General features: G+C 58.7%; 17 protein-coding genes. 10 read left to right on the top strand and 7 right to left on the bottom strand.

Features of this window, described 5'->3' with window-relative positions:
* Window positions 1–24 precede the first annotated feature (24 nt).
* On the top strand, window positions 25–462 hold the full coding sequence (locus VGL38_04190) for a spore germination protein GerW family protein (protein HEY3294612.1): 438 nt from the start codon (window positions 25–27) through the stop codon (window positions 460–462).
* A gap of 49 nt (window positions 463–511) precedes the next feature.
* Here the strand turns inward: VGL38_04190 and VGL38_04185 are convergent, their stop codons facing one another.
* Both VGL38_04185 and VGL38_04180 read right to left on the bottom strand, forming a co-directional pair.
* Window positions 512–2053 (bottom strand): T9SS type A sorting domain-containing protein, encoded by a 1542-nt coding sequence (locus tag VGL38_04185; GenBank protein ID HEY3294611.1) that lies wholly within the window; start codon window positions 2051–2053, stop codon window positions 512–514.
* Window positions 2054–2067: 14 nt separating this feature from the next.
* On the bottom strand, window positions 2068–3609 hold the full coding sequence (locus VGL38_04180) for a T9SS type A sorting domain-containing protein (GenBank protein HEY3294610.1): 1542 nt from the start codon (window positions 3607–3609) through the stop codon (window positions 2068–2070).
* A 79-nt stretch (window positions 3610–3688) separates the two neighbouring features.
* On the opposite strand from VGL38_04180, the gene VGL38_04175 reads away from it, so the two are divergent.
* A complete protein-coding gene (locus VGL38_04175) occupies window positions 3689–4444 on the top strand; it encodes an SDR family oxidoreductase (GenBank protein ID HEY3294609.1) in 756 nt (251 codons plus the stop codon).
* Between the two features lie 375 nt (window positions 4445–4819).
* Window positions 4820–9814: a C25 family cysteine peptidase gene (locus VGL38_04170; GenBank protein HEY3294608.1), complete on the top strand. Its 4995-nt coding sequence runs from the start codon at window positions 4820–4822 to the stop codon at window positions 9812–9814.
* Window positions 9815–9887: 73 nt separating this feature from the next.
* Here the strand turns inward: VGL38_04170 and radC are convergent, their stop codons facing one another.
* Genes radC through VGL38_04145 form a run of 5 tightly spaced genes read right to left on the bottom strand, consistent with a single transcriptional unit; the run spans window position 9888 to window position 16957 of the window.
* A complete protein-coding gene (gene radC / locus VGL38_04165; protein HEY3294607.1) occupies window positions 9888–11348 on the bottom strand; it encodes a DNA repair protein RadC in 1461 nt (486 codons plus the stop codon).
* A 31-nt stretch (window positions 11349–11379) separates the two neighbouring features.
* Window positions 11380–13350 (bottom strand): methionine--tRNA ligase, encoded by a 1971-nt coding sequence (gene metG / locus VGL38_04160; GenBank protein HEY3294606.1) that lies wholly within the window; start codon window positions 13348–13350, stop codon window positions 11380–11382.
* Window positions 13340–14497, bottom strand: a complete 1158-nt coding sequence (gene ricT, locus VGL38_04155; GenBank protein HEY3294605.1) for a regulatory iron-sulfur-containing complex subunit RicT — start codon at window positions 14495–14497, stop codon at window positions 13340–13342. Before ricT ends, metG begins: the two co-directional genes overlap by 11 nt.
* Complete coding sequence (locus VGL38_04150) at window positions 14490–15737, bottom strand: hypothetical protein (GenBank protein HEY3294604.1); 1248 nt, start codon at window positions 15735–15737, stop codon at window positions 14490–14492. Before VGL38_04150 ends, ricT begins: the two co-directional genes overlap by 8 nt.
* A complete protein-coding gene (locus VGL38_04145) occupies window positions 15734–16957 on the bottom strand; it encodes a peptidoglycan DD-metalloendopeptidase family protein (protein ID HEY3294603.1) in 1224 nt (407 codons plus the stop codon). Before VGL38_04145 ends, VGL38_04150 begins: the two co-directional genes overlap by 4 nt.
* 132 nt (window positions 16958–17089) lie before the next feature.
* Between VGL38_04145 and VGL38_04140 the strand changes: the two genes are divergently transcribed.
* From VGL38_04140 to VGL38_04110, 7 genes are all read left to right on the top strand, one after another.
* Entirely contained in the window at window positions 17090–19051 is a 1962-nt protein-coding gene (locus VGL38_04140; protein HEY3294602.1) for a M1 family aminopeptidase, read from the top strand.
* A 23-nt stretch (window positions 19052–19074) separates the two neighbouring features.
* Window positions 19075–19548: a 23S rRNA (pseudouridine(1915)-N(3))-methyltransferase RlmH gene (locus tag VGL38_04135; protein ID HEY3294601.1), complete on the top strand. Its 474-nt coding sequence runs from the start codon at window positions 19075–19077 to the stop codon at window positions 19546–19548.
* Between the two features lie 253 nt (window positions 19549–19801).
* Entirely contained in the window at window positions 19802–20896 is a 1095-nt protein-coding gene (locus tag VGL38_04130; GenBank protein ID HEY3294600.1) for a P-loop NTPase, read from the top strand.
* A gap of 28 nt (window positions 20897–20924) precedes the next feature.
* Window positions 20925–21227, top strand: a complete 303-nt coding sequence (locus VGL38_04125; protein HEY3294599.1) for an iron-sulfur cluster assembly protein — start codon at window positions 20925–20927, stop codon at window positions 21225–21227.
* A gap of 170 nt (window positions 21228–21397) precedes the next feature.
* A complete protein-coding gene (gene pyrR / locus VGL38_04120) occupies window positions 21398–21949 on the top strand; it encodes a bifunctional pyr operon transcriptional regulator/uracil phosphoribosyltransferase PyrR (GenBank protein ID HEY3294598.1) in 552 nt (183 codons plus the stop codon).
* Window positions 21946–22881 carry an aspartate carbamoyltransferase catalytic subunit gene (locus VGL38_04115; GenBank protein ID HEY3294597.1) on the top strand — a complete coding sequence of 312 codons (936 nt, stop codon included), beginning with the start codon at window positions 21946–21948 and terminating at the stop codon, window positions 22879–22881. The genes pyrR and VGL38_04115 overlap by 4 nt, the downstream gene beginning before the upstream one ends.
* 20 nt (window positions 22882–22901) lie before the next feature.
* Window positions 22902–24221, top strand: coding sequence for a dihydroorotase (locus tag VGL38_04110; protein ID HEY3294596.1), 1320 nt, complete (start codon window positions 22902–22904; stop codon window positions 24219–24221).
* Window positions 24222–24285: the final 64 nt, after the last annotated feature.

Below are 24285 nucleotides of genomic sequence, written 5' to 3'. Positions count from 1 at the left end.
ACTTACAAAAACAGGAACATTATCATGGCAAATTCCGGTGCTACTGAAATCCTCGATGCCCTCATGCGTAACATGCGGGACATCATCTCTACCAAGACCGTCGTTGGGGAGCCCATCCAGAACGGTTCGACCACGATTCTTCCGGTCATGAAGGTAGCTCTCGGGTTCGGAGCCGGGGCGGGCGGCGGCGAGAAACCCGGCGAAAATGGAGCAGGCGGCGGTGGCGGCGGCGGTGGCGGCATCTCAATTACCCCGATCGGATTTCTCGTCGTGGATGAGAAGCGCGCTCTGCTGATTACGCCCAAGCATTCACGGTTCGATTGGGTTGTAGAAAGCTTGCCCGAACTTCTGGACAAGATCGGCCACATCGCTCAGGATTTCCGCCGCAAACCTTCTGGTGAAGAAGGTCAGAGAAGGGAAGGCCCCCCTTACGAGGAGCCTTCCGGACGGCCCATGCCATAGTGTAGACGCTGCGCGGGCGGGTCTCACAACCCGCCCGCGCCGTAATTGCCTATTTCAGCAGAACAATTTTCAGAGGTGACTGACCATTCCTTCCGGTCGCCACAAAGTAGACTCCCGAAGCCAGCCCCTCGCCCGACACCATCACGCGCTGCACGCCCGGATTCAATGCCACTTCCACTGTCTTAACCGCTCGTCCCGTAATGTCGTATATCCGAATGGCCTGCCTGACCGCGCCGGAGCACTCAATCTCAAGCGTTATTTGCGAATTGAACGGATTGGGATAGGCGGAGACAAGACGCATCTCGGCAGGCGTTGCCGCTCCGCGTGGCTCCACACGCTGCGGTTCAAACAGGACGGAATAGTGGCCGCTGTGCCCCACAGCAATAGTGGCGGTCGGGTACATGTAGCTGAACGGAACCGGTTCGCCATCCGGGCCTTGAACGCTGCGGATAGCCGGCACGTCCCGAAGCGTCACCGTAATGGTTGGCGTCGCGCTGGAATCATCATTCTGCCAGATCCCCGATAGGGAGTCGAAATCTGGCCACGGGAAAGCGAATTCAATCTCCACCGACGCAATATTGCGCAGCAGGTGAATATCTAACCGGCGGCCGGCAAAGTCCTGCGTCGCTCCATAGCGGCCAAAAGTGTGCTCGTGGCTGGCGAGCGTTACGCGTGTCCAGTAGTACTCATCATCCTCATCGGCGTTGATCGACAGATCTCTGGGGAAGCGGTTAACCGAGAATCCTGACAGCCAGCGCACCACGCTGTCCTGAGTGAGCACTTCCAAGCCATGACCGGGGATTCCCGACGGTTGGCAGACGGTTGTATCTGCGGAACTGTTGATTCGGAGCGTATCCCACGCTTGCGCGGGATATCCGTACGCCTGCCATTCGAAGTCTGTGCTGCCCCACGTATTGTAGACCGGCAGATGCAGGCTGTTGAAGTGCATGGACTGAGTGGTATCCCGCAGATGCACCGCGCTGTAGCGGTGGTACTCATACAGAAATGCGGCGGAGTCCGGGTCTCCCGGCACGCCACCGAAGGCGGTGCGCATCGAACGGTTGGTGTCACCTGACGCGAGGTACTGCTCCTGGCGCAGTTGGCAATCGAGGATCTGGGAGCCCCCTGCGCTGGCGGCAATCAGGTAGTCCGAAATCCCGCAATGGTTGTTGTGCCAGACCTGCCCCGCCGCGCCGCCCATGGAACCCCCGATCATGTAGATGGAATCCCTGCTGAAGGGATAGCGCTGCATGATCCAGTCGAGCATGGCGCGGCAGTGATCCTGAGCCTTCCGCGTATCCCAATGGCGGTCATTGGGGCCGAAGTGCGACGCGGCGATCCAGCCGTGCTGATTCGCCAGATCATCGAAGCGGGTGTAGTCCCGCATCTCATACTGTGTGCCGCCCAATTGGTGCCACCAGATGAGTATCGCCGGGGGCGCAGATGAAGCGTACTGGTCCGGGACTTGCATCCAGAAACGGTCGGTGTCTCCTTCGGCAAGGACCAAAAAGGTGTCAATGGGCACGGGCTGCGCCCAAAGGACACAGCCCGTAACCAACACCAGCGCAAACGGCAGAAGAATCTGTCGCATCGAATCCTGATTTCCTATTTGAGCAATACGATCTTCGCGGGCGCCTGATGCGTTCCCGGTATCGACACAAAGTAGATGCCCGAGGAGAGCCCGTCACCCGACAACATGATCCGCTGCGTTCCGGGGTTCAGGTTCGCCATGATCGTCTTTGCCAGCCGCCCCGTAACGTCGAACAACCGGATTTCCCGTCGGGCGGAAATATTGCTCTGAATCTCCAGCACCATCTGCGAATTGAACGGGTTGGGATACGCGGCGGAAAGGGCGATTTCCAGCGGCTGCAAGGCGGTGGGCCTGTCCGCGGCGTTCGGCTGGAAGATGACCGTGTAATCACCGCTGCCCGGAATCACTACTGTCAGCGTATCATTGGCATAAGTGAACGCCCAGGTTGCTCCGTTGCGGCGAACTTCGCGCACGGCGGGAACACTGGTCAGTTGGATGGTCGCGTGCGGAATGGCGACCGAGTCACGGTTAATCCAGTGGCCGTTCAGCGTATCGAACCGTCCCCACGGAAACAGGAATTCGACGTCCAAGGCGGCAACATTGCGCACAAGATTGATGTCCAGCCGTTTATGGGCGGAATCTTTTACCGCGCCGTACCGCCCCATGGTGAACCGCTGAGTGTCAAGGCTGGCCTTGGTCCAATAGTACTCGTCGTATTCATCCGCATTGATGGAGATGTTGTCCGGATACCGGTTAGCGCGGAAGCCACTGAGCCACATCATCACCGAATCCTGATAAAGCACCGGGTATCCGTGCGCGTTAATGCCGGAGCAGAAGGTCTTTGTCGTGTCGGCATGATCAGCGCGGCGCAGCGAATCCAGAGCCTGAGCGGGCCTGCCATAGGCAAACCACTCTGCATTCCAGGCGTTGTCCGAAGTGCCCCATGTATTGTAGGCGGGCAAATGCAGGGCGTTGAAGTGCATGGATTCAAGAGTATCCGAAATGCGAATGGCGCTGGCCCGGTGATACTCATGAGCGATGCTGTCGCTGTCCCACGGGAAACCGCCAAATACCGCCCGCATGGCATCCAGCGTGTGACCGGAATCGACATACTGCTGTTGCCGCAGTTCGCAGTCCAGAATGGGTGATCCACCGACCACGGCTGCCGGCATGAAATCATGGATTCCGCAATGGTTGTTGTGCCAGACCAGGCCTGCCGCGGCGCCCATCGAGCTTCCTGCCATATAGATCGAGTCCATGCTGAAAGGGGCAGTGTCCATAGCCCACGTCAGCATGGAATCCATCTGATGCTGCCCCCGGCGTCCCTGGTAGTGCTTTCCATCAAACGGCCCGCGGATCGATGCCGCCATCCAGCCGCGCTCATCGCACAGAGCGGGAAAGTTGGTTGCCCGCAGTTCCAGCGAGTTGGCTCCATACCCGTGCCACCAGACGAGAATGGCGGGTGGATGCGTTCGATCATAGTTCACTGGCGTCCGCAACCAGAACTCAAAGGTGTCGGTCGCAGTGGTGTCGAAGAGAGCATACTCGGTCTGCGCAATCGCCTGGAGTGACAGCACAGCCAAGAGCAGCAGTACGCCAAGTAGGAGTTTCTTCATTGCCGGTCTCCTGATGTTTGCCGGTGATGCCCGGCCGAGAGCATTGCAGTCAGGTATTTGCCTTACGGAGTTCAAAATTATGGTCAACGCCCAAGAGCTTGCAGGGAAAGTCGCCCTTGTTACCGGCGGTGCGCGCGGAATCGGCCGCGGTATTGCGCTGAAACTTGCCCAGGATGGAGCCGATCTGGTGATCAACTATCTGGAACGGGAAGATGCGGCGCATGAGGTCGCCGATTGGATCCGGGGAATGGGCCGGCGCGTGTTGCTGGCCAAGGCAGATGTGTGCGATCCCGTTCAGGTTCACGATATGTTCAAGAACATTGTAACCGAGTTCGGTCACCTCGATATTCTGGTTAATAATGTCGGCCCGTTCCTCGTGCGCAAGGTATTGAAGATGTCGGTCGAGGAATGGAACCTGATGATTACGGCCAATCTTACGAGCGCTTTTCTTGTGGCACGGGAAGCCGTCACACTGTTCGACCGCGGCGAAGCCGGTGGCAATATCATCTTTATTGGCGCGCCGAATGCCGAGCGAGTTGGATCTCAAAGCGAATCCTGTACCTACTCCATTGCTAAAACCGGCGTGGTGATTCTGGCTCTGACCTTGGCCCGCGACCTGGGAACCAAGGGCATCCGCGTCAACGTGGTCAACCCGGGCTACATCGAAAACGATTCCATGACCCCGCGAATGCGGGAATGGATGCCCCACGAAGTGCCCCTCGGGCGCGTCGGCACTCCTGCGAACATCGGTGACGCAGTGGCGTTCCTCGTCTCCGACCGGGCTTCCTACGTTAACGGCACCGTGCTTAATATCCACGGAGGACTTTGGGTGTAGCTAACCCGTAATATACTGCGGCAATTTAACGATTTCAATCGAAATCGTGGCTAACGCGAAAAACTTCCGCCTTCATCTCCGGAAGCAATGCTCCACGCCTCAACATCGTCTACCGTTGTCAGCTATCCCTCATTATGTCCCGCTATCTCTTCACTCCTGCCCCCACCATGCAAGGTCTGCACGGATGAATGTGGCTTATTGCACATGTGCGCACGGAAAACCCATCGCAACTAATTGATATTTTTGTCTTAAGGTCGTTGCCCCGGATTTTGCAAGCTATAGAATAGCTAATGCCAGGCTTTCCCGGACTGCCTATCCCGCTTTGCATGCACGCCATTCTTCCGATCACCACATCAACTTGTATGGGGACCCGCCATGAAACACACTGTTAGACAGCTTTGTACTTTGGTGGCACTGCTGTGCCTGTCAGGTCACATCGTGGCTTCGACCGGCGCACTCCCGCTCGGCGAGGTGGATTTTTCGCACATGAACCCCAGCCTCGCCGTCTCGTCGGACAACATCCAGCGGACATCTATCCGGTTGGTGAATCCCGAAATCATCGTCATCGATTCGACGGTGAACTTCGAGACCTACCAGATTCCGGTCGTGCTGGGAGAACCCCTCAGTCAGGCGAGCGGTACGCCAACGGTGCCACAGGTCTCCCGGTTCTACCACATTCCCAACACCGGCTCCGTGACACTGGAAATCACCGCCGCGGAGTACGAACTGGTGGAGAATTACAATGCCTATCCAGTCCAGCCGGACGATGGCACGTTTCCGAATCAGTTGGTCAAGGACGCGCTACAGTACGGGAAAAACGAGTGGTATCCTCGGGATGTCGCCGTGATGACTTCACCGATGATCTGGCGCGATGTCCGGGTCGTGGCGGTAACGCTGTACCCCGTGCAGGTCAATCCCGTCACTCATCAGGCGCGCATCTATCGCCGCCTTGAGGCCAATGTTGTGGCGAATGACACTCCCGGCGAAAACGAACTCCTGAATCCCCGCCGGCCTTCGCGGGATTTTGCCGCCGTCTACCGCAACCTCATCCCGAATCTTTCCGACGCGACGCTGGACGACTTGAGCAATGTGCCCGGCTCCTATCTGTTGGTCTGTCACAACGACTCCGTATCGCTCCGCTGGGCCGACACGCTGGCGACATGGAAGCGCCGTGCGGGGTATTCGGTCGTGGTGGATGCCCGCCCGACCTGGAGCGCGACGAATATTATAGCACGCGCGCAAGATCTCTACAATAACTCAAGTCCTCCGCTCGAATACATCTGCCTGCTGGGCGACGTGTCGGGGACGTTCGCTATTCCTACTAATGGCGGCTCGTATGATCACGGATATGCTCTCCTTGCCGGAGGCGATGATCTCGAAGATGTCGGTATTGGCCGCCTGTCCGTCACCTCGGGCCAGCAGATGTCGATCGTGATCAACAAGGTGCTTTCCTACGAGCGGACGCCTTACATGGCGGACACAACGTGGTACCACCGCGCATTCCTCTATGCCGGAACCGGCGGCGGCAATCTTAGTTCGAACGTGATTACCATGATCTGGGCCCGCCAGCAGTTTCGCCATTTCACCGGTATTCCCAACGCCGATACGGTTGTAACCTCAGGCTCAGTAGATGAAGGTGTCGTCGCGTCGCATTTGAATCAGGGCGTGGCCTTCTTCTTCTGGCGCGGATCTGTCGTCGGCGAAATACAGACGACGGCGGCCTACGCGCCGAGTAACGGCACGCGCCTGCCGGTATGTCTGACCATTACCTGCGGCACAGGTGACTTTGATTCGCAGGGTGAATCCGTCACGGAATCGTGGCTGCGAGCGGCGGAGGGCACCACGCCTAAAGGCGGAGTCTGCGGCATCGGAACAGCCACGTGGAATACGCATGTGCACTTCAACAATACCGTGGCCGGGGGGCTTATCTACGGTATTTGCAACCTCGGGATCGAGCATCTCGGGCCTGCGCTGTCCGCGGCCAAAGTACAGCTCCACGCGGCATTCCCGTCGGACGCGGGCGCGGTCAATTTCTCCAACTGGAACAATTTGATGGGAGATCCGGCGCTGTCCATGTGGACGCAAAAGCCGGTGATTCTCAACGTGACCTTTCCCGGTACAGTGAACGTCGGCACCCGCCGCGTTCAGCCACAGGTGACCGATAGCCTTACAGGCCAGCCCATTCAGGATGCCCTTGTGGTACTCTGGAAGGGTACGGAATGCTACGCGCAGGCCTTTACGGATGAGGGCGGATTTGCCGATGTCCCGGTGACTGTGAATACGTCCGGTACGATGACGCTGACGGTGACCAAGCATAACCACAAACCTTTCCTTGCCAATATTTCCTGCGTGGATGCGGCGGAGATGGTTACGGTGTCCAGCCTGACGCTGGATGATGATAACGGCGGGGGAACGCAGGGCAATTCCAACGGCATCCTGAACCCCGGCGAGATCATTGACCTGTCCGTTGCCATGCGCAATTTCGGCACCACTCAAACCTCGGCGGCGGGGCAAGCGGTGCTCACCGTGGATAACACGGACGTAACCGTGGTGAATGGAACGCGTGCCTATCCGGTGATTGCGCCGGGCGATACTGCACTGGCAGCCGCGCCGTTCCGCATCTCCGTTGCGCCTGATATGCAGGAAAATGAGGAAGTGGTCCTGTCGTTTGCGCTGACCACCGGCAGCAATACGACTCACAGTTCCGTGCGGTTGATTTGCAAGGCCGGACACGCGCTGTTCCAAAACGAAACTGTGGTGGGGGGAGACGGTAATGGCCGGCTGGATCCCAATGAAAATGCCTCGCTGCAAGTCACGATTCGCAACGAAGGCGATCTGGCCCTGGACAATGTGACCGGCGTCCTCCGCTCGACCACGAGTTTCGTAACCTGCGGCCTCGACGCGCAGCCGTTCGGGAATATCGCGGTCCAAGGCACGGGCAACAATGCGGGACACGAATTCCCGGTTGCCTGCAACCCCCTCACCTATCGCGGATTTCCCGCGCGCATGATGCTGATTCTAACGACGGGCGGCGGCTACATCGACACCGTGTTCTTTACGCTTTCGCTGGGCCAGATCTCGCCCACCGACCCCACCGGCCCCGACTCCTTCGGCTACTATGCCTATGACAATACCGATGTCAGCTATGAGATGCATCCCACATACCGCTACATAGACATCTCGCAGAATGGAGTAGGGGAGAATCTGAACCTCAATGACCCGGGCGAAGAATCGGCGGGAGGTCCGACCTATTCCACCGCGCGCAACTTGCCCTTCGCGTTCACCTTCTACGGCCAGACCTACAATCAGATCACGATCTGCTCCAACGGTTGGGCGGCATTCGGCGATCAGCATGACATGGACCAGTTCCGGAACTACTCGATCCCCGGCGAGCAGGCCCCCGACGCATTGCTGGCTCCCTTCTGGGATGATCTGAAAACACAGGGGACCGGAAACGGCGTGTGGGCTCACTACGATGCGGACACCAACGCCTACGTCATTCAGTGGAAAGCGCAGGCCTGCAACGACGGCTACAGTTTCGCGCAGACCGAGCAGTTCGAAATCGTGCTGCTTGACCCGGCGCACTACCCGACCCGTGACGGCAACGGCATCGTCCTCTTCCAGTATAATAACGTTGCCGAGGCGCAGGGGCCGAACAACGACGTCCCATATTCGACAATCGGCATCGAAGCTCCGGGCTGCCGGGTCGGACTGGAATACCGTTTCAATAACCAGCCGCAACCGGGCGCGGCGACACTTGTTGCGGGACGCAGTATCGCCTTTACGACCGAAGGGCGCAGCGCCTTCGGCTCCATTACGGGAGTCATCACCGATAGCGCATCCCACGCGCCGATGTCCGCGGTAGCCGTCACCATCGACGGTCAGATGTATCGCGATACCACGGATGCTGAAGGCCGGTACTTCATTCCCAATGTGCTGCTGGGCACCTATGTTCTCCGCGCGCACAAGTTCGGATACAATGACGGCCTCAACCCCAACACCGTCATCGAACTGAACGACACACTGGCCATAAACTTCGCGCTGCCGCATCCGGAGATTGCCCTTTCCACCGATCATATCAACGTGTCGTTGCCCTCGGAGCCTCCGCAGACATCGTTCAATATTCAGAATGCAGGCAACGGTCCGCTGGATTATCAGATCCGGATCAGCTATTCAGCGAGTGGCCCGCTGGACGATGCCTGGGACTACCTCGACAGCGTCAACGTGTCGTCGCTGTCCGGTGATAACATGATCTGGGGCTGCGAATTTGTCGGCGATTACTGGTGGGTGACTGGCGGGAACAATGGCGAAGGGCCGAAGTACCTCTACCGCTTTGACCTCGAAGGCAACTATGTGGACCGGGTTCCCCAGCCATCCGATAGCGGCATGGGCTGGTTCGACATGGCTTACGACGGACAGTACATTTATGGGTCGAACGGACACGGGATTATCGGCGTGGATCTCAACGGCGTCGCGCGGGACACCGTGCCCAGCCCGCTGAATCCCAGCCGGGCGCTGGCGTATAGCCCGCAGAGCGATCACTTCTTTGCGGCGGACTATGCGAGCGGTGTGTACGAACTCACCCGCACGGGGACGGTGGTGCGCCATTTCTCGACCGAGTGTCAGGTCACGGGTCTCGCGTGGAACGCCTCCGATCCGCTGGGATACAATCTCTATGTATTCGGGCGGGATGAAACGAACGGGCATTCGCTGCTGTATCGGATGCATCCGGTGTCAGGCGATCAGCAATTTGTGACCACGTTGGACCGCGCGCAGGGCGACCGCTCCGCGGGCTGCGCGATCACTCCGGCATGGAACAGCACTCTGCTGGTCTTTGGCGGAATCGTACGCGGCAGTTCCGGTGCGCGCCTCGGTATTTGGGAACTGGACTTCAACACCCAATGGATCACGGTCACGCCGATGATGGCTACCGTGCCCGGCGCCAATACGCGCGAGGTGATGATTGACTTCAACGCTACGACGCTGCGCCCCGCCACCTATCATGTCAATTTGACCATCAGCAACAACGCAGCCGCCGGCACCATCGTGCTGCCGGTGGCGTTGACGGTTGAGCGGCTCGAGTCGAAGGTAAAGAAGGACATTCCGGTCGAATACAGCCTGTTGCAGAACTATCCCAATCCCTTCAACAGCGAGACGACGTTCCGCTATGACCTCAAGCAGCCGGGGCATACCACGCTGAGAATCTATAACCTGCTCGGGCAGGAGGTCGCCACGCTGGTGGATCGCCTCGAACAGGCAGGCTCCTACACGCGAAGCTACAACATGAACGGCCTGCCCAGCGGCGTGTATCTGTACCGCCTCAGCAGCGGCTCTTTCGATCAGACCCGGAAACTGATGCTGCTGCGTTAGGCAGCGATCCCTTATCGAATAAACAAAACGCGAGCCCTGCGGCTCGCGTTTTCTATTCAGATGGGGAAGATACTTAAATCAGATCCACGTTCTTCATACTGAACCAGCCGTCGCCGCCGACAATCACGTGGTCGAGCAGTTCAATGCCCAGAATTCGTCCGGCTTCGTAAAGCTGCCGCGTCATCTCGATGTCCTCCACCGAAGGCTCGGAGTCGCCGCTGGGATGATTGTGCACGAGAATGACGGAAACCGCGCGGTGCGTGAGGGCTGGGCGGAAGACCTCGCGCGGGTGCAAAATGGCGCTGGTCAGTGTCCCGATCGAAATGACCTCATCGGCAACCAGCCGCTGGCGGTTATCAAGGTAGAGGCCGCGGAACTGTTCGCGCTTGAGTTTGCCCATGTCCGCCGTGTGGGCGTAAATGTCTTCCGGCCCGCGCAGCACGGGTGCCTCCTCATCGGAGGCAAAGAAGCGGCGGCCCAGTTCGAAGGCGGCTACGATCTGCGCGGCATGGGGAGCGCTGATGCCGAAATTCTCCACCAGCTTCTGCGGATCACGTTCGTCAGCCACCGCGCGTGATCCATATTCCTTCAGAATTCGCTGTGCCAGTTTTTCAAGCCGGCTGTGGGACTCACCACCGGACATCACCAATGAGAGGAGCTTGGCGGACGCCATTGTTTCCATTTCGGAATTCGAATCGGATTCCGGCTCCAGCAGTTCGACCTCGCCGTCCTCAGCTTCAAGCAGAATCGGCGGAGCGTCTGCCGTCAAAATTTCCGAAGCAAACAGGGATCCCTCGGCGGCGGCGTAGACGGTCTTCTTGACGCCATGCAGCACCACAAGGCCGAGCGGTGCCACACCGTACACCTCGATGCGGCGTTTCAAGTCCATTAACCGCTGCTCAAATCCCCGGCGACGGTCGCCGAGCCGGCTGAGCGATGGCAGCAAATCAAGTTTGATCCGGTCCAGGCACTCCCGCTTCAAGAGCGTCTGCCAAGGGGTGCCGCCACTCAGATCATCGGGAGAAAGTTCGACCGAGCGGAAGTGATTCAGCTCAAGCAATTTCAACTCCCGGCGAATGTCGTCTACCGAGACGGAAGGAGAAGGCACGTCCAGCAGCGCATGGTCGCGGTCGCAGAGCAGCTTCTCCAATTCCATCAGAATAATCTGCGTCTGCGTGGCGGCGATGGCGCTGTCTTCAGCCACCACAAGGTGTCCGCGTTGCTTCAACAGCCGCATGGCCTCTTTCAAAATATCCGCCCACTCCGCGCGGGAGGTCAGCACGCGCAGCAGGAATACCGCATCGAAACTTGCGCTGTCATAGGGAAGATCGCCCCGGCCCGGCCAGGGCGTGCGCCGCACGCTGGGAGGAATATCCGCGGCAATGCGTCCGGCGGAAGCCGAAGTGGATAAGACCTCAACCTCTTCAAAGTACTTCGCTACCGGCGCAATATACTTACCGCTGCCGCTTTCTATGATGAGGGCTCGCCGTCCGCCAAGTCGGCCCAGAGTTTCGAGTGTTTGTGCGAAATCCATATCGCTGCCGTCTCCGTCAATCGTTCACGTCTTAACTGATTGCCGCGCCCGTTGGGATATCGGAATCCACCGTGAGCAGGACCAATTTGCCGTCGGCTTTCGCCGCCAGTAACATGCCCTCTGACATCTCGCCGCGCAATTTGGCGGGTTTCAGATTCGCGACCACGATAATCAGCCTTCCGATGATCTCCTCCGGCTTGTAAAACTGCGCGATGCCCGCGACGATCTGCCGCGTGCTGCCGCCGACGTCCACGTTCAGCTTCAGCAACTTGTCCGTGTTGGCCAGCCGCTCGGCGCTGATCACCTTGGCCACGCGCAACTGCACCTTGGCAAAATCCTGAATCTCAATCAGACCGGCCGGCGCTTCTGCCTGCTTGGGCGCGGAAGCCGCCGCTGTTGCCGGGACAGGTTCACCCGAGTACAACTCGGGCAGAATCTGCGGCAGCAGTTTTTCATCCACGCGCGGGAAGAGCGGTTCGCCCGCGACGAACTTGGCGCCGGAGCGCAGCCGTCCCCAAGCCGTCGCTTCATCCAGCCGGAAATTCTCAACCGGTTCACCGAGCCGCCCCAGAAGTTCGGCCATCTTCGCCGGCATTACGGGGTACAAAATCACGGAGGCGATGCGCAGCGTCTCGGCACATTCATACAACACTTCGCCGCAGCGTTGCTTATCCGTCTTGGCCAGCGCCCAGGGCGCGGACGATTCGAAGTAGCGGTTGGTCGCCCGCACCACCTGCAGGGTCTCTTCAATCAGCGTATGCAGGCGGAAGTCGGCAAGATAGTCGGGAACCGCGCGCACGAGGTTCTCCGTCATCGGCTTCAGGTCGCAGCAGTCGGCCGGCGGCGCGGGAATCACGCCGTCGAAATAGTCGCCGACCAGCTTGGCAATACGCGAGAGCAAATTCCCCAGGTCATTCGCCAAATCACTGTTGATGCGCTGCACCAGCAGATCGGGTGTGAACTTGGCATCGAGGCCCACCACCATGTCGCGCATTAAAAAGTAGCGCACGGCGTCGGCTCCGAATGCCCGCAGCAGCGGTTCGACATTTACCGGCTTGCCGGTCGACTTGGAAATCTTCGCGTCTTTGAAATTCCAATAACCGTGCACGGTCAGATGACAGAAGGGATCGATTCCTGCCGCCTTCAACATGGTCGGCCAGTAGATCGCGTGCGGCTTCAGAATGTCCTTGCCGATCAGATGCTCGACGTTGTTCCAGTAGCCCGCCCACTGCGGATTTGTGCCATAACCGATTCCCGTCAAGTAGTTGAGCAGCGCGTCAAACCACACGTAGGTTACATAGTCGCGGTCAAAGGGAATCTCAATGCCCCACGTTAGCCGAGACTTGGGCCGGGAAATGCACAAATCTTCCAGCGGCTCGCGCAAGAACCCCAGCACCTCATTGCGATAGCGCTCCGGACGGATAAACTGCGGATTGCGGTTGATGTGATCGATCAGCCATTCCTGGTAGCGGCTCATCTTGAAGAAATAGTTCTTCTCTTCGATGATCTCCACGGGGGTCTGGTGGATCGGACACTTGCCGTCGACGACTTCCTTTTCCGTGAGGAACCGCTCACAGCCGGTGCAATAGAATCCACGGTACTCGCCGAAATAAATATCGCCGCTGTCATACACGCGCTGCAAAACATCCTGCACCAGCTTGACGTGATCCGGATCCGTGGTGCGGATGAAGCGGTCCGGAAACACCAGCAGTTGCGGCCACAGCGTGTGGAAACGCGAGCTGATTTCGTCGACAAAGGCCTGCGGGGCAACACCCTTGGCCGCGGCGCTGCGCGCGATCTTATCGCCGTGCTCATCGGTGCCGGTCAGAAAGAACGTCTGATTGCCGAGCAGCCGGTGGTAACGCGCCACGACGTCCGCGAGCACGGTGGTATAGGCCGTGCCGATGTGCGGATCGGCGTTGACGTAGTAGATGGGGGTGGTTATGTAGTAAGTGTTCATGTAGAGTGCAATGTGGTTTGTCGGTGGGAGACTATTCGTCATCACCTTCCGATTCCGGCTCGTCCTGGCCGGGTTTGTCCTCGCCGCCCTTCGCGGTGGCATTCGGATCGCCGGGTTTCTTGTGACGGCGGCGTTTACGCTTTTTCTTGGGCTGAGCGGCTTTGGCCGGCACATTCAAGTCCGTACCGACCTGAATTTCCTCGCCCTTGGTGCCCGACTGCATACCGAGGCCGCCGCCGGCAAGCAGGCTGACCTTCTCGCCGCTGCGCACCTGCACGCCGGGAATCGAATGCTCTTCTACCGTGGTCACCGGTGCAGCCTGAGGAGCCGCAGGCTTGCGGCCACAGGTGCAGATGCACTCATTCTTCGGCATCTCCGGCTTCCAATTGGTGATCTGCACAAACTCTTCCTGCGAGAACTTCTCCGTGTCGCCGCTGCCGTACCGGACCTGAATCTGCTCGCGGACCACGTCCAGCTTTTCGATCACACCATCGCCCTTGACTTCATCGCGCACCGGATGACCGACCTTGGGGCAGGATCTCTGGAAATCGCGGTATACGTCGAGTTCATAGCGCAGGCAGCACTTCAATCTGCCGCACACTCCCGACAGCTTGGAAGGATTAAGCGGCAGGAACTGGTCGCGCGGCATCTGAGTGGTGATCGGCTTGAACTCATTCAGGAATGTCGAACAGCACAATTGGCGTCCGCAGACGCCATAGCCGCCCGCGCGTTTTGTTTCGTCGCGCGCGCCGATTTGCCGCAGGTCAATCCGGGTCCGGAAGGTAGACGCGAGGTCCTTCACCAGTTCGCGGAAGTCCACACGGCCTTCGGCGGTGAAGTAGAACGTCATCTTTCGTCCGTCCCATTGCAGTTCCACGTCCACCAGTTTCATATCCAGATGGTGGTCGGTAATCTTCTGCCGGGCTATGCCGCGTGCTTCCTGTTCCCGTTGGGCATTCTGGTCGAGCACCTTGCAGTCGGCGATTGCTGCCTTGCGAATGACGGAGATGGTCGGCGTCTCGTCGCTTTCCATGCCCGCCCGCCAGCCAAGGTGACTGACCTTTCCCATGTCGTGCCCGCGCTCCACCTCGACGATAGCGATATCGCCGACGAGAAAGGGGAATTGCATCGGGTTCAACGCATATTCTTTGCGGCGACCCTTGAATTCTATTTCCAGTACGTCAAGCATGTTTGGTCTGGGCTGGTTTGGCCTTGGTGGTCGTCCGTGGACCGAGCGCGGTGTTCAGGCTAATGGCCAATGAGTAGAGTACGAAATCCTGCGTGTAGCCACGGGACAGGTAATCGGCGTATTGGTCAACGGCTCTGGCCGCCTCGTCAAGGTCCGCCGCGGGATATGAAGCCAGCAGCGCCTTGATCGGATCCTCGAAATTGCGAAAGGTGATCGGAAAAGAACTCGGACCGTTGGTGGCACGGCGAATCGCCACATCACGCAAAAAGAGTCCGAGCAGTTCCAGCGCCGTGCTTTCCGGAAGTTTGCCCGTTTCCAACAGGGCATCCGTCACCGATGGGAGCTTGAGCGGGTCGCACACGGCGGCGGCGCGTAGATAATCAATGACGTGACTCTGCATGGTTTCCAGATCGCTGCCCGACAGCTCACGCGCATGCGAAAAACTTCCGCTGGACAATGCCGCGGCGGTCTCCGCGCGCTCGGCAGGAACCTTCTCCGCCGTCAAGGCGGAAATAATCTCTTCGCGGGGCAGCGGAGCCATCCGAACCCGCTGGCAGCGGGAGCGGATCGTCGGCAGCAACCCGGTTTCGTTTTCCGTGGTTAGCAGGAAGAAGGCCTCCGGCCCGGGCTCCTCAAGCGCCTTCAGCAGCGCGTTCTGCGCCGCCTCATTCATGGAGTCGGCCTGCACAATCACAAATACCTTGCGCCGAGCCTGAAACGGCTTCATCGCCGCGGCGCGCAGCAAGGCGCGAACCTGCGGGATCTTGATCGCCAGAGTCTCGATCTTGCTTTTGGATTCGTCCTGATCCTTCTTGCCACGCACCTTGGGCAGCACAATCGGCGCATAAGGATCTTCCGCCAGTGCGTTCGTTAGCAAGGCCACACGGTCGGCAAGGGCCTTAGCCGGATCGTCGTCCGACGAATCGCCGCGCGTATCGAAATCCCCCTCGTCGGCGGCACGCTTCTTTGCCTTTACCGGCGGCAGCGGAAACACAAAATGCAAATCCGGGTGCTGGAGCCGCGCGGATGCAATACACTGCGGGCAGACGCCGCAAGGTGCAAGCTCGTCGCGGTCACACAGCAGCAGAGTGGCATACTCGAGGGCAACTGCCGCTTTGCCAATGCCGCGCGGGCCGCTGAACAGGGCGGCATGGGCGGCATGGTCTACGCGCAGATTCCCGGCAAGATGCACCCGCACCTCTCTCTGCCCCACAATGCGTGACCAGAACGGTATCTTCAACGGGCTTGCAGCCACTCGATCGGATCCTTTTTCTCTTTCCCTGACCATACTTCAAAGTGTACGCGGTAGTCCCTGGCCCCGGCATCATAGGCCGGCTGGCCCAGCAGCGCACCGCTCTTGATACTCTCGTTCGCCTTCACCACAACCTTGTCGAGCTTGGCATACACCGTGTAAATGGAGCCCGGGTGCTCGACAATGCATACCGTTCCATATCCCCGCAGCCACGTCACCGAGGACACGCGCCCGTCCGCGACCGATGTGACCGAGGCATCCGCAGCGGTCGACAGTTCGATTCCCGGATTCTCTGTGACGGTATCCAGCTTGCGATTGTGAACCAGCCCGAACCTCTCCACCACCTGGCCATCTACCGGCCAGGGAAGTGAACCTTTGCGCAGATCGAGCGAGGTCCCGGCCAGCGGCGCGCGTTCGGTGGCGCGGTCAATCATATGTCCGATCTCGCGCTGGGCCTTGGAAACCTCCTTGCGGCGGGCGGAGAGGGACTTCCGTTCGCGGCGCAGATCGCTCAATCGGTCCTGCAATTCGGATTTCTCGGCATCGAGCTTCTGCAAGTCGGCGCGATAAGTCTCTTCCTTGGCGGCCGCCAGTCCCCGCGACTGTTCGAGGTCGCTCTGCCGCTCACGCAGGTTGCGCGCGCTCTCGAAGATCGCGCCTTCCGTCAGTTGCAGGCTGTCTTTGACCGAGTTCAAAGCGGTAAGCGAGTGGCGCTCGACCGTCTGCAGCCGTTTCAGCAGCTCGCGGCGGGCCAGCAATTCCCTCCAGGAGCGGGAGCCAAGGAGGAATTCGAGGGAAGCCCAGCCTGTCAACCGCCTCTCCACAAGGAAGGACTTGGCCAGCGAGGCGGCAATCCGCTGCTGCTCATCCTCCAGTCCAATCAGGCGTGTGCCCAAGTCGGCCAGTTCGGCATTGCGCGGCGCGATTTCGGATTCTAAAGCGGCAATACTGTCGCGCAAACCGTCCACCTGAGTGCTCTGATTGTGGATCATCTGCTCAATCAGCGCCGCCCTCTGCCTCGCGGCGGCGGCGTCCCGCAGTACATCCTGCTCCCGGCTTTGGCGCGCCTCCAGCTCCCGATCAATGCGATCAATCTCCCTGCGGAGGGAGTCTAAGACCGCTTGAGGATCATTCGGGGACGGTTTCGGTGCCGCCGTGATGGTCCACACAAGGGTGCAAAGTATTGCTATAACAATAGTTAACCGCATAGCCTCAGAGGAGAATACTAAATCACTAAGATATCATAACCTTGCGGAAAATGCAAGAGAGGTTGCTTTTCCCGAGGATCGAGCCTATATTCTCCGATAATGTCAATCCGGTCTAATTATGCGGGGTGATTTATGGCTTCCCTATTGATCGCTCTTCTGTGCACCTTTGGCGGAATTTGCTGGGCGCAGGCGGCGCCTCTGAGTCCCATGCAGACGGACTACATTCGCCAAGCCGAGGCCCAAAGCCGGGGACGCTGGTTCTCGCTGGATGTGGACAGCGCCCATAGTTATGATCAAATCGCTTTGTCGCTGGATTACCGTGTGGAGGACGCTCTCGTTCCCATGACCGGCCACGCGTATCTGACGCTGGTCGGGAGGTCGGCGATGTCCCAGATTTCGCTGGACGCCCATGCTATGACCATCTCTCAGGTCAGCGAACACGGTTCACCGTTGCCGTTTTCTCTCAGCAACGACACGCTGTACGTGACGCGCACGGTGCAGCCTAACGACACCGTGACGCTGGATATCGAGGTTTCTGTTCCCGCGCGGACCAATTCCTACGGCCTGAACTACGCCACGGCCCGTGCCCATCACGCCTACACCTTTGCCGAGCCGTACGGCGCGCGCTGGTGGTTTCCCTGCTTCGACCAGCCGTTCGACAAGTTCAACGAAGTCACAACCGCGGTGAACATGCCGGATAACTGGAATCTCGCATCGAACGGGGCGCTGATTGAGACCACCTACCCGTCATCAGGCCGCAAACGGCAGGTTTATCATCATTCTCATCCCATCAGCACGTATCTTGTGGTGGTAACGGCGGGTGATTACACTCGCCGGTATGAGACCGTCAATAATGTGGAGTTCCGTTACTTTGCGTTTCCGGTGGATTCGGCCAATGCCGCTTATGACTGGGGCCGAACGCCGCTCATGGTGCAGGTCTATGACAGCCTCTTCGGACCGTATCCCTTTGAGCAGTACGGCATGGCGGAAGCGGCCTTTGGGGGTGGAATGGAACACCAGACCTTCACCACGATCGATCAGAACTGGATTACTGGCAATCGCGCCGCCGAAGGTGGCGTAGCCCATGAACTATCGCACCAATGGTTCGGCGATCACTTGACGTGTGTTGATTTTCGGAATATCTGGCTCAATGAAGGCTTTGCCACGTACTGCGCATCGTTGTTCTATGAAGCCACGGGCAGTGAAGCGCTGTTCGATACGCTGATGTCGAACAGTGAACGATACTACTTCTACGAAGACAGGAATGTGCTCCGCTATGCCATCTACAATCCGCCTCCTCAGGTACTGTTCGGCACCGTAGAGTATGATAAGGGCGGGTGGGTGCTGCATATGCTGCGGAGACAGGTCTTAGGTGACAGCCTTTTCTTTGCGGGCATGCGGCACTACGTGGCCGTGCACGGGGGAGGAACGGTCAATACCGAGGATTTCATCCAGGCGATGAACGATGTGTCCGGCCAGGATCTGCACTGGTTCTTCGATCAGTGGGTGTACCATGCCGGGCACCCGGCCATCGAATACACGATCCAGACGGGATCTCCTGCCTCGCGCGATGTGAGTGTATTTGTCCACCAGACCCAGTACAATCCGTCCACGCAAACGCCTTACTTCCGCTTCCCGTTGATGCTGAACGTGCATCTCACAAGTGGCCAGACGGTGACCCGTCCTTACTGGTTTAACGCTCAAGAGTTTCAGACGGTAACCGACAGCTTTCCGGCGGACGTTCAATCGGCGGACCTTCTCCCGTTTCAGGACGTGCTGTTCGAAGGCACACCGGTCAATGTGCCGTCATTCCCGCCAGTTACTGCTGATCGTTTCGAACTTGGCGCGGTCTACCCGAATCCGTTCAATTCGGTGGCGCGTATTCCGTACGAACTCGCCCGCACCGGAAACGTGAAAATCGAGATCTACGATGTGCTGGGCCGACTGGTTCAGACGCTGCGTCCGGGCACGGTCGCTGCTGGACGGCACGAAGCGGTCTACACGGCCACGCCGGGAATGGCCAGTGGAGTGTACCTGATTGCGCTCGAATCCAGCGGCAGCCGCCGCGTCACCAAAGCCTTGTTCCTTAAATAGTCCACATTGCAAGTCGGGGAAAAATGAATCTTGCCATAGTTGCGGTGGGAAAGTTGCGCGAGCCGTTTTACCGCGCGGGAGTCGATGAATATTTGATGCGCATCCGCCGCTTTCTGCCCATCGAGCAAATTGAGGTGCCAACCGGGACGGGCGAAGAGTCCAACGGCAAGGGCAAAGGCGCTCTTGGGAAGGAAGCGGCATCGATTGAGAATCGTCTGTCCGCCGATAGCCGCGTGGTGGCGCTGGACCCGGCCGGAAAGCTGATGTCCACCGAAGAGTTCTCCCGCTGGCTTCAGGAAGCCATGAATACGTCGGTGCCTCGGGTGAACTTCGTGATTGGCGGTGCGTGGGGACTGGCGTCCAGCGTCAGCGAACGGGCAAACCTGAAGCTCAGCCTCTCGCCGATGACCTTTCCCCACGAACTTGCGCGGCTTGTGCTGGCCGAACAAATCTATCGGGCTCTAACACTATGGAAAGGTTTGCCTTACCATAAATGATTTTTTCGTGTACTATTTAGAGTCGAACGAATTTTCGTCCGGTCGTGCAATTTTTCGCGCAGGGGAATATTGCCCTAAACCCTATCTTTGTATAGAGTTCCTGAAACATCTGCGGCATCCAATCGTTCTCAAAGGTGAAATAGGTGCCCAAAGTGCCTGTCCGATGCCGCCCCGTGCTCGATGACGAGAGCTTGACAACATAAGCCGTTTTGGCTATATTCAAAAGATGCGAATTATTAGAGAGTCGTGAACCTTGGCAAGCCCCACACAAGAACAAATTCTTGATGCGCTGAAAACGGTGAAATTTCCCAAGCTCTCCCGGGACATCGTTTCATTCGGTCTGGTAAAGGGAGTGGACGTTGAAGATGGCGTCGTGCGGGTGGACATTCATGTCTCGTCGCGGGATCCCAATGTGCCGGTGACGATTGAGAATGACGTTACCAAGGCGCTGAAGCATGTGGCAGGGATTCAGGAAGTCCGCGTGGAGATGCACTGGGCACAGCCCGACGGTGCTGCGCCGCACGCTGCTCCGCAGGCGCACCATGATCCTCATGCATCGCCGCCGTCGACTGAGCCGCTGCTTCCCGGCGTGAAGATGAAGATCGCCGTTGCCTCCGGTAAGGGTGGAGTAGGGAAGAGCACCGTGGCCGCCGGCCTTGCGCTTATGCTGCAAAAGCAGGGCTTCAAGGTCGGGCTGGTGGACTTCGATATTTACGGTCCCAGCGTTCCCACGATTATGGGCATCAACGAGACGCCGCGCGTGGTGGACAATAAGATTATGCCGCTGGACCGCGGCGGACTGAAACTGATGTCCATGGGTTTCCTCGTGGATCAGGGTACGCCGATGATCTGGCGCGGCCCCATGGTTCACCAGGCGACCGAGCAGTTTCTGCGGGATGTGGACTGGGGTGAGCTGGATATTCTGATCGTAGATCTTCCTCCCGGCACCGGCGATGCGCAGATGACGTTGTCGCAGAAGGTACAGTTGCAGGGAGCGGTCATTGTCTCCACGCCGCAGGATTTGGCGCTGATTGACGCCCGCAAAGGCGTAGCGATGTTCGAGAAGCTCAACGTGCCGATCCTCGGTATGGTCGAGAACATGTCCGGTTTCACCTGCCCGCATTGCGGCGAGACCACTTACATTTTCGGGCATGGCGGCGCGGAGCGTGAAGCTCAGGCATTGGATGTTCCGCTGCTGGCCAGAATCCCCCTGATTCCCGCTCTGGTGCAGGCCGCCGATGAAGGCGACCCCTCGCGTGCCATTGAATCCATTCCCGCACTGTCCAAAGTGTTTACGGAAATGGCCGAGAAGGTGATGCAGAAGATCGGTCTTACGGTATCGAAATAATGTATTCGCGCAGATAATTGAGAATCCTATGGCGACCCCTGAAGACGTGTACAATGCCTTAGCCAAAGTGTATGATCCCGAACTGGCGCTGCCCGTGACGGACCTCGGACTGGTATATGACATCCAAGTCGTGGAGAACCGCGCGGAAGTCAAGATGACCTTGACCACAATGGGCTGCCCGATGGCGGGGTCCATTACCGACATGGCCAAGCGTGCGATTATCCAGACTGTGCCGGGCATCGAAGATGCCACCGTGGAAATCATCTGGGATCCGCCGTGGTCGATCGATATGATGTCCGATGAGGCGCGGATGCGCCTTGGCCTGATGTGACCGCCGTTCCGCCGCTTCGCTCCCGCGCATCCCTTCTATCCCTTTAAGCCGTTCCCTGTGAGAACAGAAAGGGTTCTTCCTATGAATCCATCCTTTTTAGAATACAATCCCTTTGGCTCTCCCCGGAGGGATTCTCTCTCTTTGCACCTTCCATAGGCTCTCTTACAACCATGGATTACAAAGTCAAATCTGTGCTCGTGGACGCGGCCGGGTTTAATCGCACCATTACGCGGCTGGCGCACGAGATCATCGAACGCAATCGCGGCACCGCGGACCTGGCGTTTGTGGGCATGCAGACTCGCGGCGTCTATCTGGCGCGCCGGCTTGCCCAGAAGATCGCCGAGATCGAGCAGATGAACGTGCCTGTCGGCGTCCTGGATACCACCATGTATCGCGATGACTACCGCACCGCGCTCAAGCAGCCGAAGGTGCAGGCCACCGAGATCCCGTTCGATCTGTACAACATGAACGTCGTGCTGGTGGACGACGTGCTCTACACGGGCCGCACTGTACGCGCTGCGTTGGATGCCTTGATGGACATCGGACGTCCCAAGCGGATCCAGCTTGCCGTGCTGGTGGACCGGGGCCACCGCGAACTGCCGATCAAGCCGGATTTCGTGGGCCGCAATGTGCCCACGAGCATGAATGAAGAAGTGCGCGTGCTGATGTCGGAGGTTGACGATGAAGACTCGATTCTGCTGGTGGAGGTAACCCAATCATGAGCCTGCTTGCCCACAAGCACATGCTCGGACTGGTGGACTATTCCGAGCAGGAAATCACCATGATCCTTGATACCGCCATGCGGATGAAAGACATCCTCGACCGGCCGGTAAAGAAGGTTCCTACGCTGCGTGGCGTCACGGTGGTCAATCTGTTCTTCGAAGCTTCGACGCGCACGCGCATCAGTTTTGAGCTGGCGGAAAAGCGCCTGTCCGCTGATACGCTGAATTTTTCCGCGTCGGGCAGTTCGCTTTCCAAGGGCGAGACTCTGCTGGACACCGCGCTGAACATCGAAGCCATGAAGATCGACGTGGTGGTGATGCGCCACAAGTCTCCGGGCAGCCCGCATTTTCTGGCGCGGCACCTTGACTCGGTGATTGTCAACGCGGGTGACGGCACGCACGAACATCCCACGCAGGCGCTGCTCGATATGCTCACGCTGCGCGAGAAGTTCGGCACGCTGAAAGGGCTTCGCGTCTGTCTGGTGGGGGACATTTCCCACTCCCGCGTGGCGCTCTCCAATATTATCGGCCTGAAGACGATGGGCGCGAATGTGACACTCTGCGCGCCGGCGACGCTGATTCCGCGTGACGTGCAGAAATTCGGTGTGGACATCACGCATAATCTCGACGAAGCCATTCAAAACTGCGACGCCCTGAACATTCTGCGCATCCAACTCGAGCGCCAGACCGCCGGCCTGTTCCCGTCGCTGCGGGAATATCAGAAATACTTCGGCCTGACCCGGGAGCGACTCGCCAAGGCGTCATCTCCGCTGACGATTTTGCATCCCGGCCCGATGAACCGGGGCGTGGAAATCACGTCCGACGTGGCGGACAGTGAACACTCCGTCATCCTTCAACAAGTCACCAATGGCGTCGCCGTGCGCATGGCCGTGCTGTATCTTTTGGCCGGTGCACAGCCGCAGCCTGCCTGAACCAAGCCGCAATTCCCCCTATGCAACGCAATTATTCCAATTTCGAAGACCCTGCTCGCGCCCGCAATCTGATTCTCGAAGGCGCGCGTGTGGTGGATCCGCGACTCAAACTCGACGCGGCGGTGAACCTGCACGTCCACGACGGAATTCTGACGGTGGCCCCGGCGGACGTTCCCGCGGATGCAGATGTCATCGACCTGCGAGGACACATTATTACTCCCGGCTGGTTCGATCTGCACGTGCATTTACGCGAGCCCGGCAGGGAAGTCGCTGAAACCGTCGAGTCCGGCTGCCAGGCCGCAATGAACGGCGGTTTTACCGGCGTCGCCTGCATGCCCAATACCGATCCGCCCCTTGATGACGTGGGACGAGTGCAATGGGTGATGGAGAAGGCCGCCAAGTGGCCGGTGGATGTGAGCGTGATTGCCGCGGCGACACGCGAGCGCGCAGGCAAGGAACTGGTCGACATGTCCGAACTGGTGGAAGTCGGCGTGCGTGGCTTCAGCGATGACGGCGCACCGATTCGCAATACGGCGGTGCTGCGCCACGCGATGGAGTACGCGAACATGCTCGGTGCCCGCGTCTTTCAACATGCCGACGATCCGGATTTGTCCTCGGGCGGCGCAATGAATGAAGGCGAATGGTCCACACGCCTCGGACTGCCCGGAATACCTTCTGTCGGCGAGACGGCCGATGTGCTGCGCTGCATTCTGCTGGCCGAATATACCGGCGCCGCCGTGCACATCTGCCACGTTTCCACGAAGGATTCGGTGCAGTGGATCCGCTGGGCCAAGGAGCACAAACTGCCGGTGACGGCTGAAGTCTGCCCGCATCATCTCTTCCAGACGGAAGAAAGCTGCAAGGATTTCGACACGGACTACAAGATGAGTCCGCCGCTGCGCACCGAGGCCGACCGCATGGCCTGTCTTGCGGGCCTTGTCGACGGGACACTGGATGCCTACTGTACGGATCACGCGCCGCATTCCTGGGAAGTCAAGATGCAGGAGTTCGACGTGGCGCCGTTCGGCGTGGTCGGTCTGGAAACGGCGCTGGGGCTGGCATTCACCCATCTGGTGCCGAATGTGATGGACCTGGCCGCTCTGCTCGAGCGCACTGTGTACGGCCCACGCGAAATTTTGCAGCAACCGATTCCGCAAATCGCCAACGGTGCGCCCGCTAATCTGACGATCATCGATCCCAAGGCGGTGTGGACCGTTGATCCCGCCAAGTTCCGCTCGAGATCCCGCAACAGTTCCTTCAAAGGCATGACTCTCAAAGGCAGTGCCCGGGGCATCGTCAACCGCGGTTTTGCTGTCATAAAGAATGGCCGGAGCGCATAGTCCCGTTTCCGAAGAAATCGAAGTTTCGCTGAACCCAAAAACGCAGATAATCGGTGAGGCATTA

This window comes from bacterium (assembly GCA_036504735.1).
GTDB lineage: Bacteria > Electryoneota > RPQS01 > RPQS01 > RPQS01 > DASXUQ01.
This window is presented reverse-complemented; position numbering and strand designations above follow the sequence as displayed.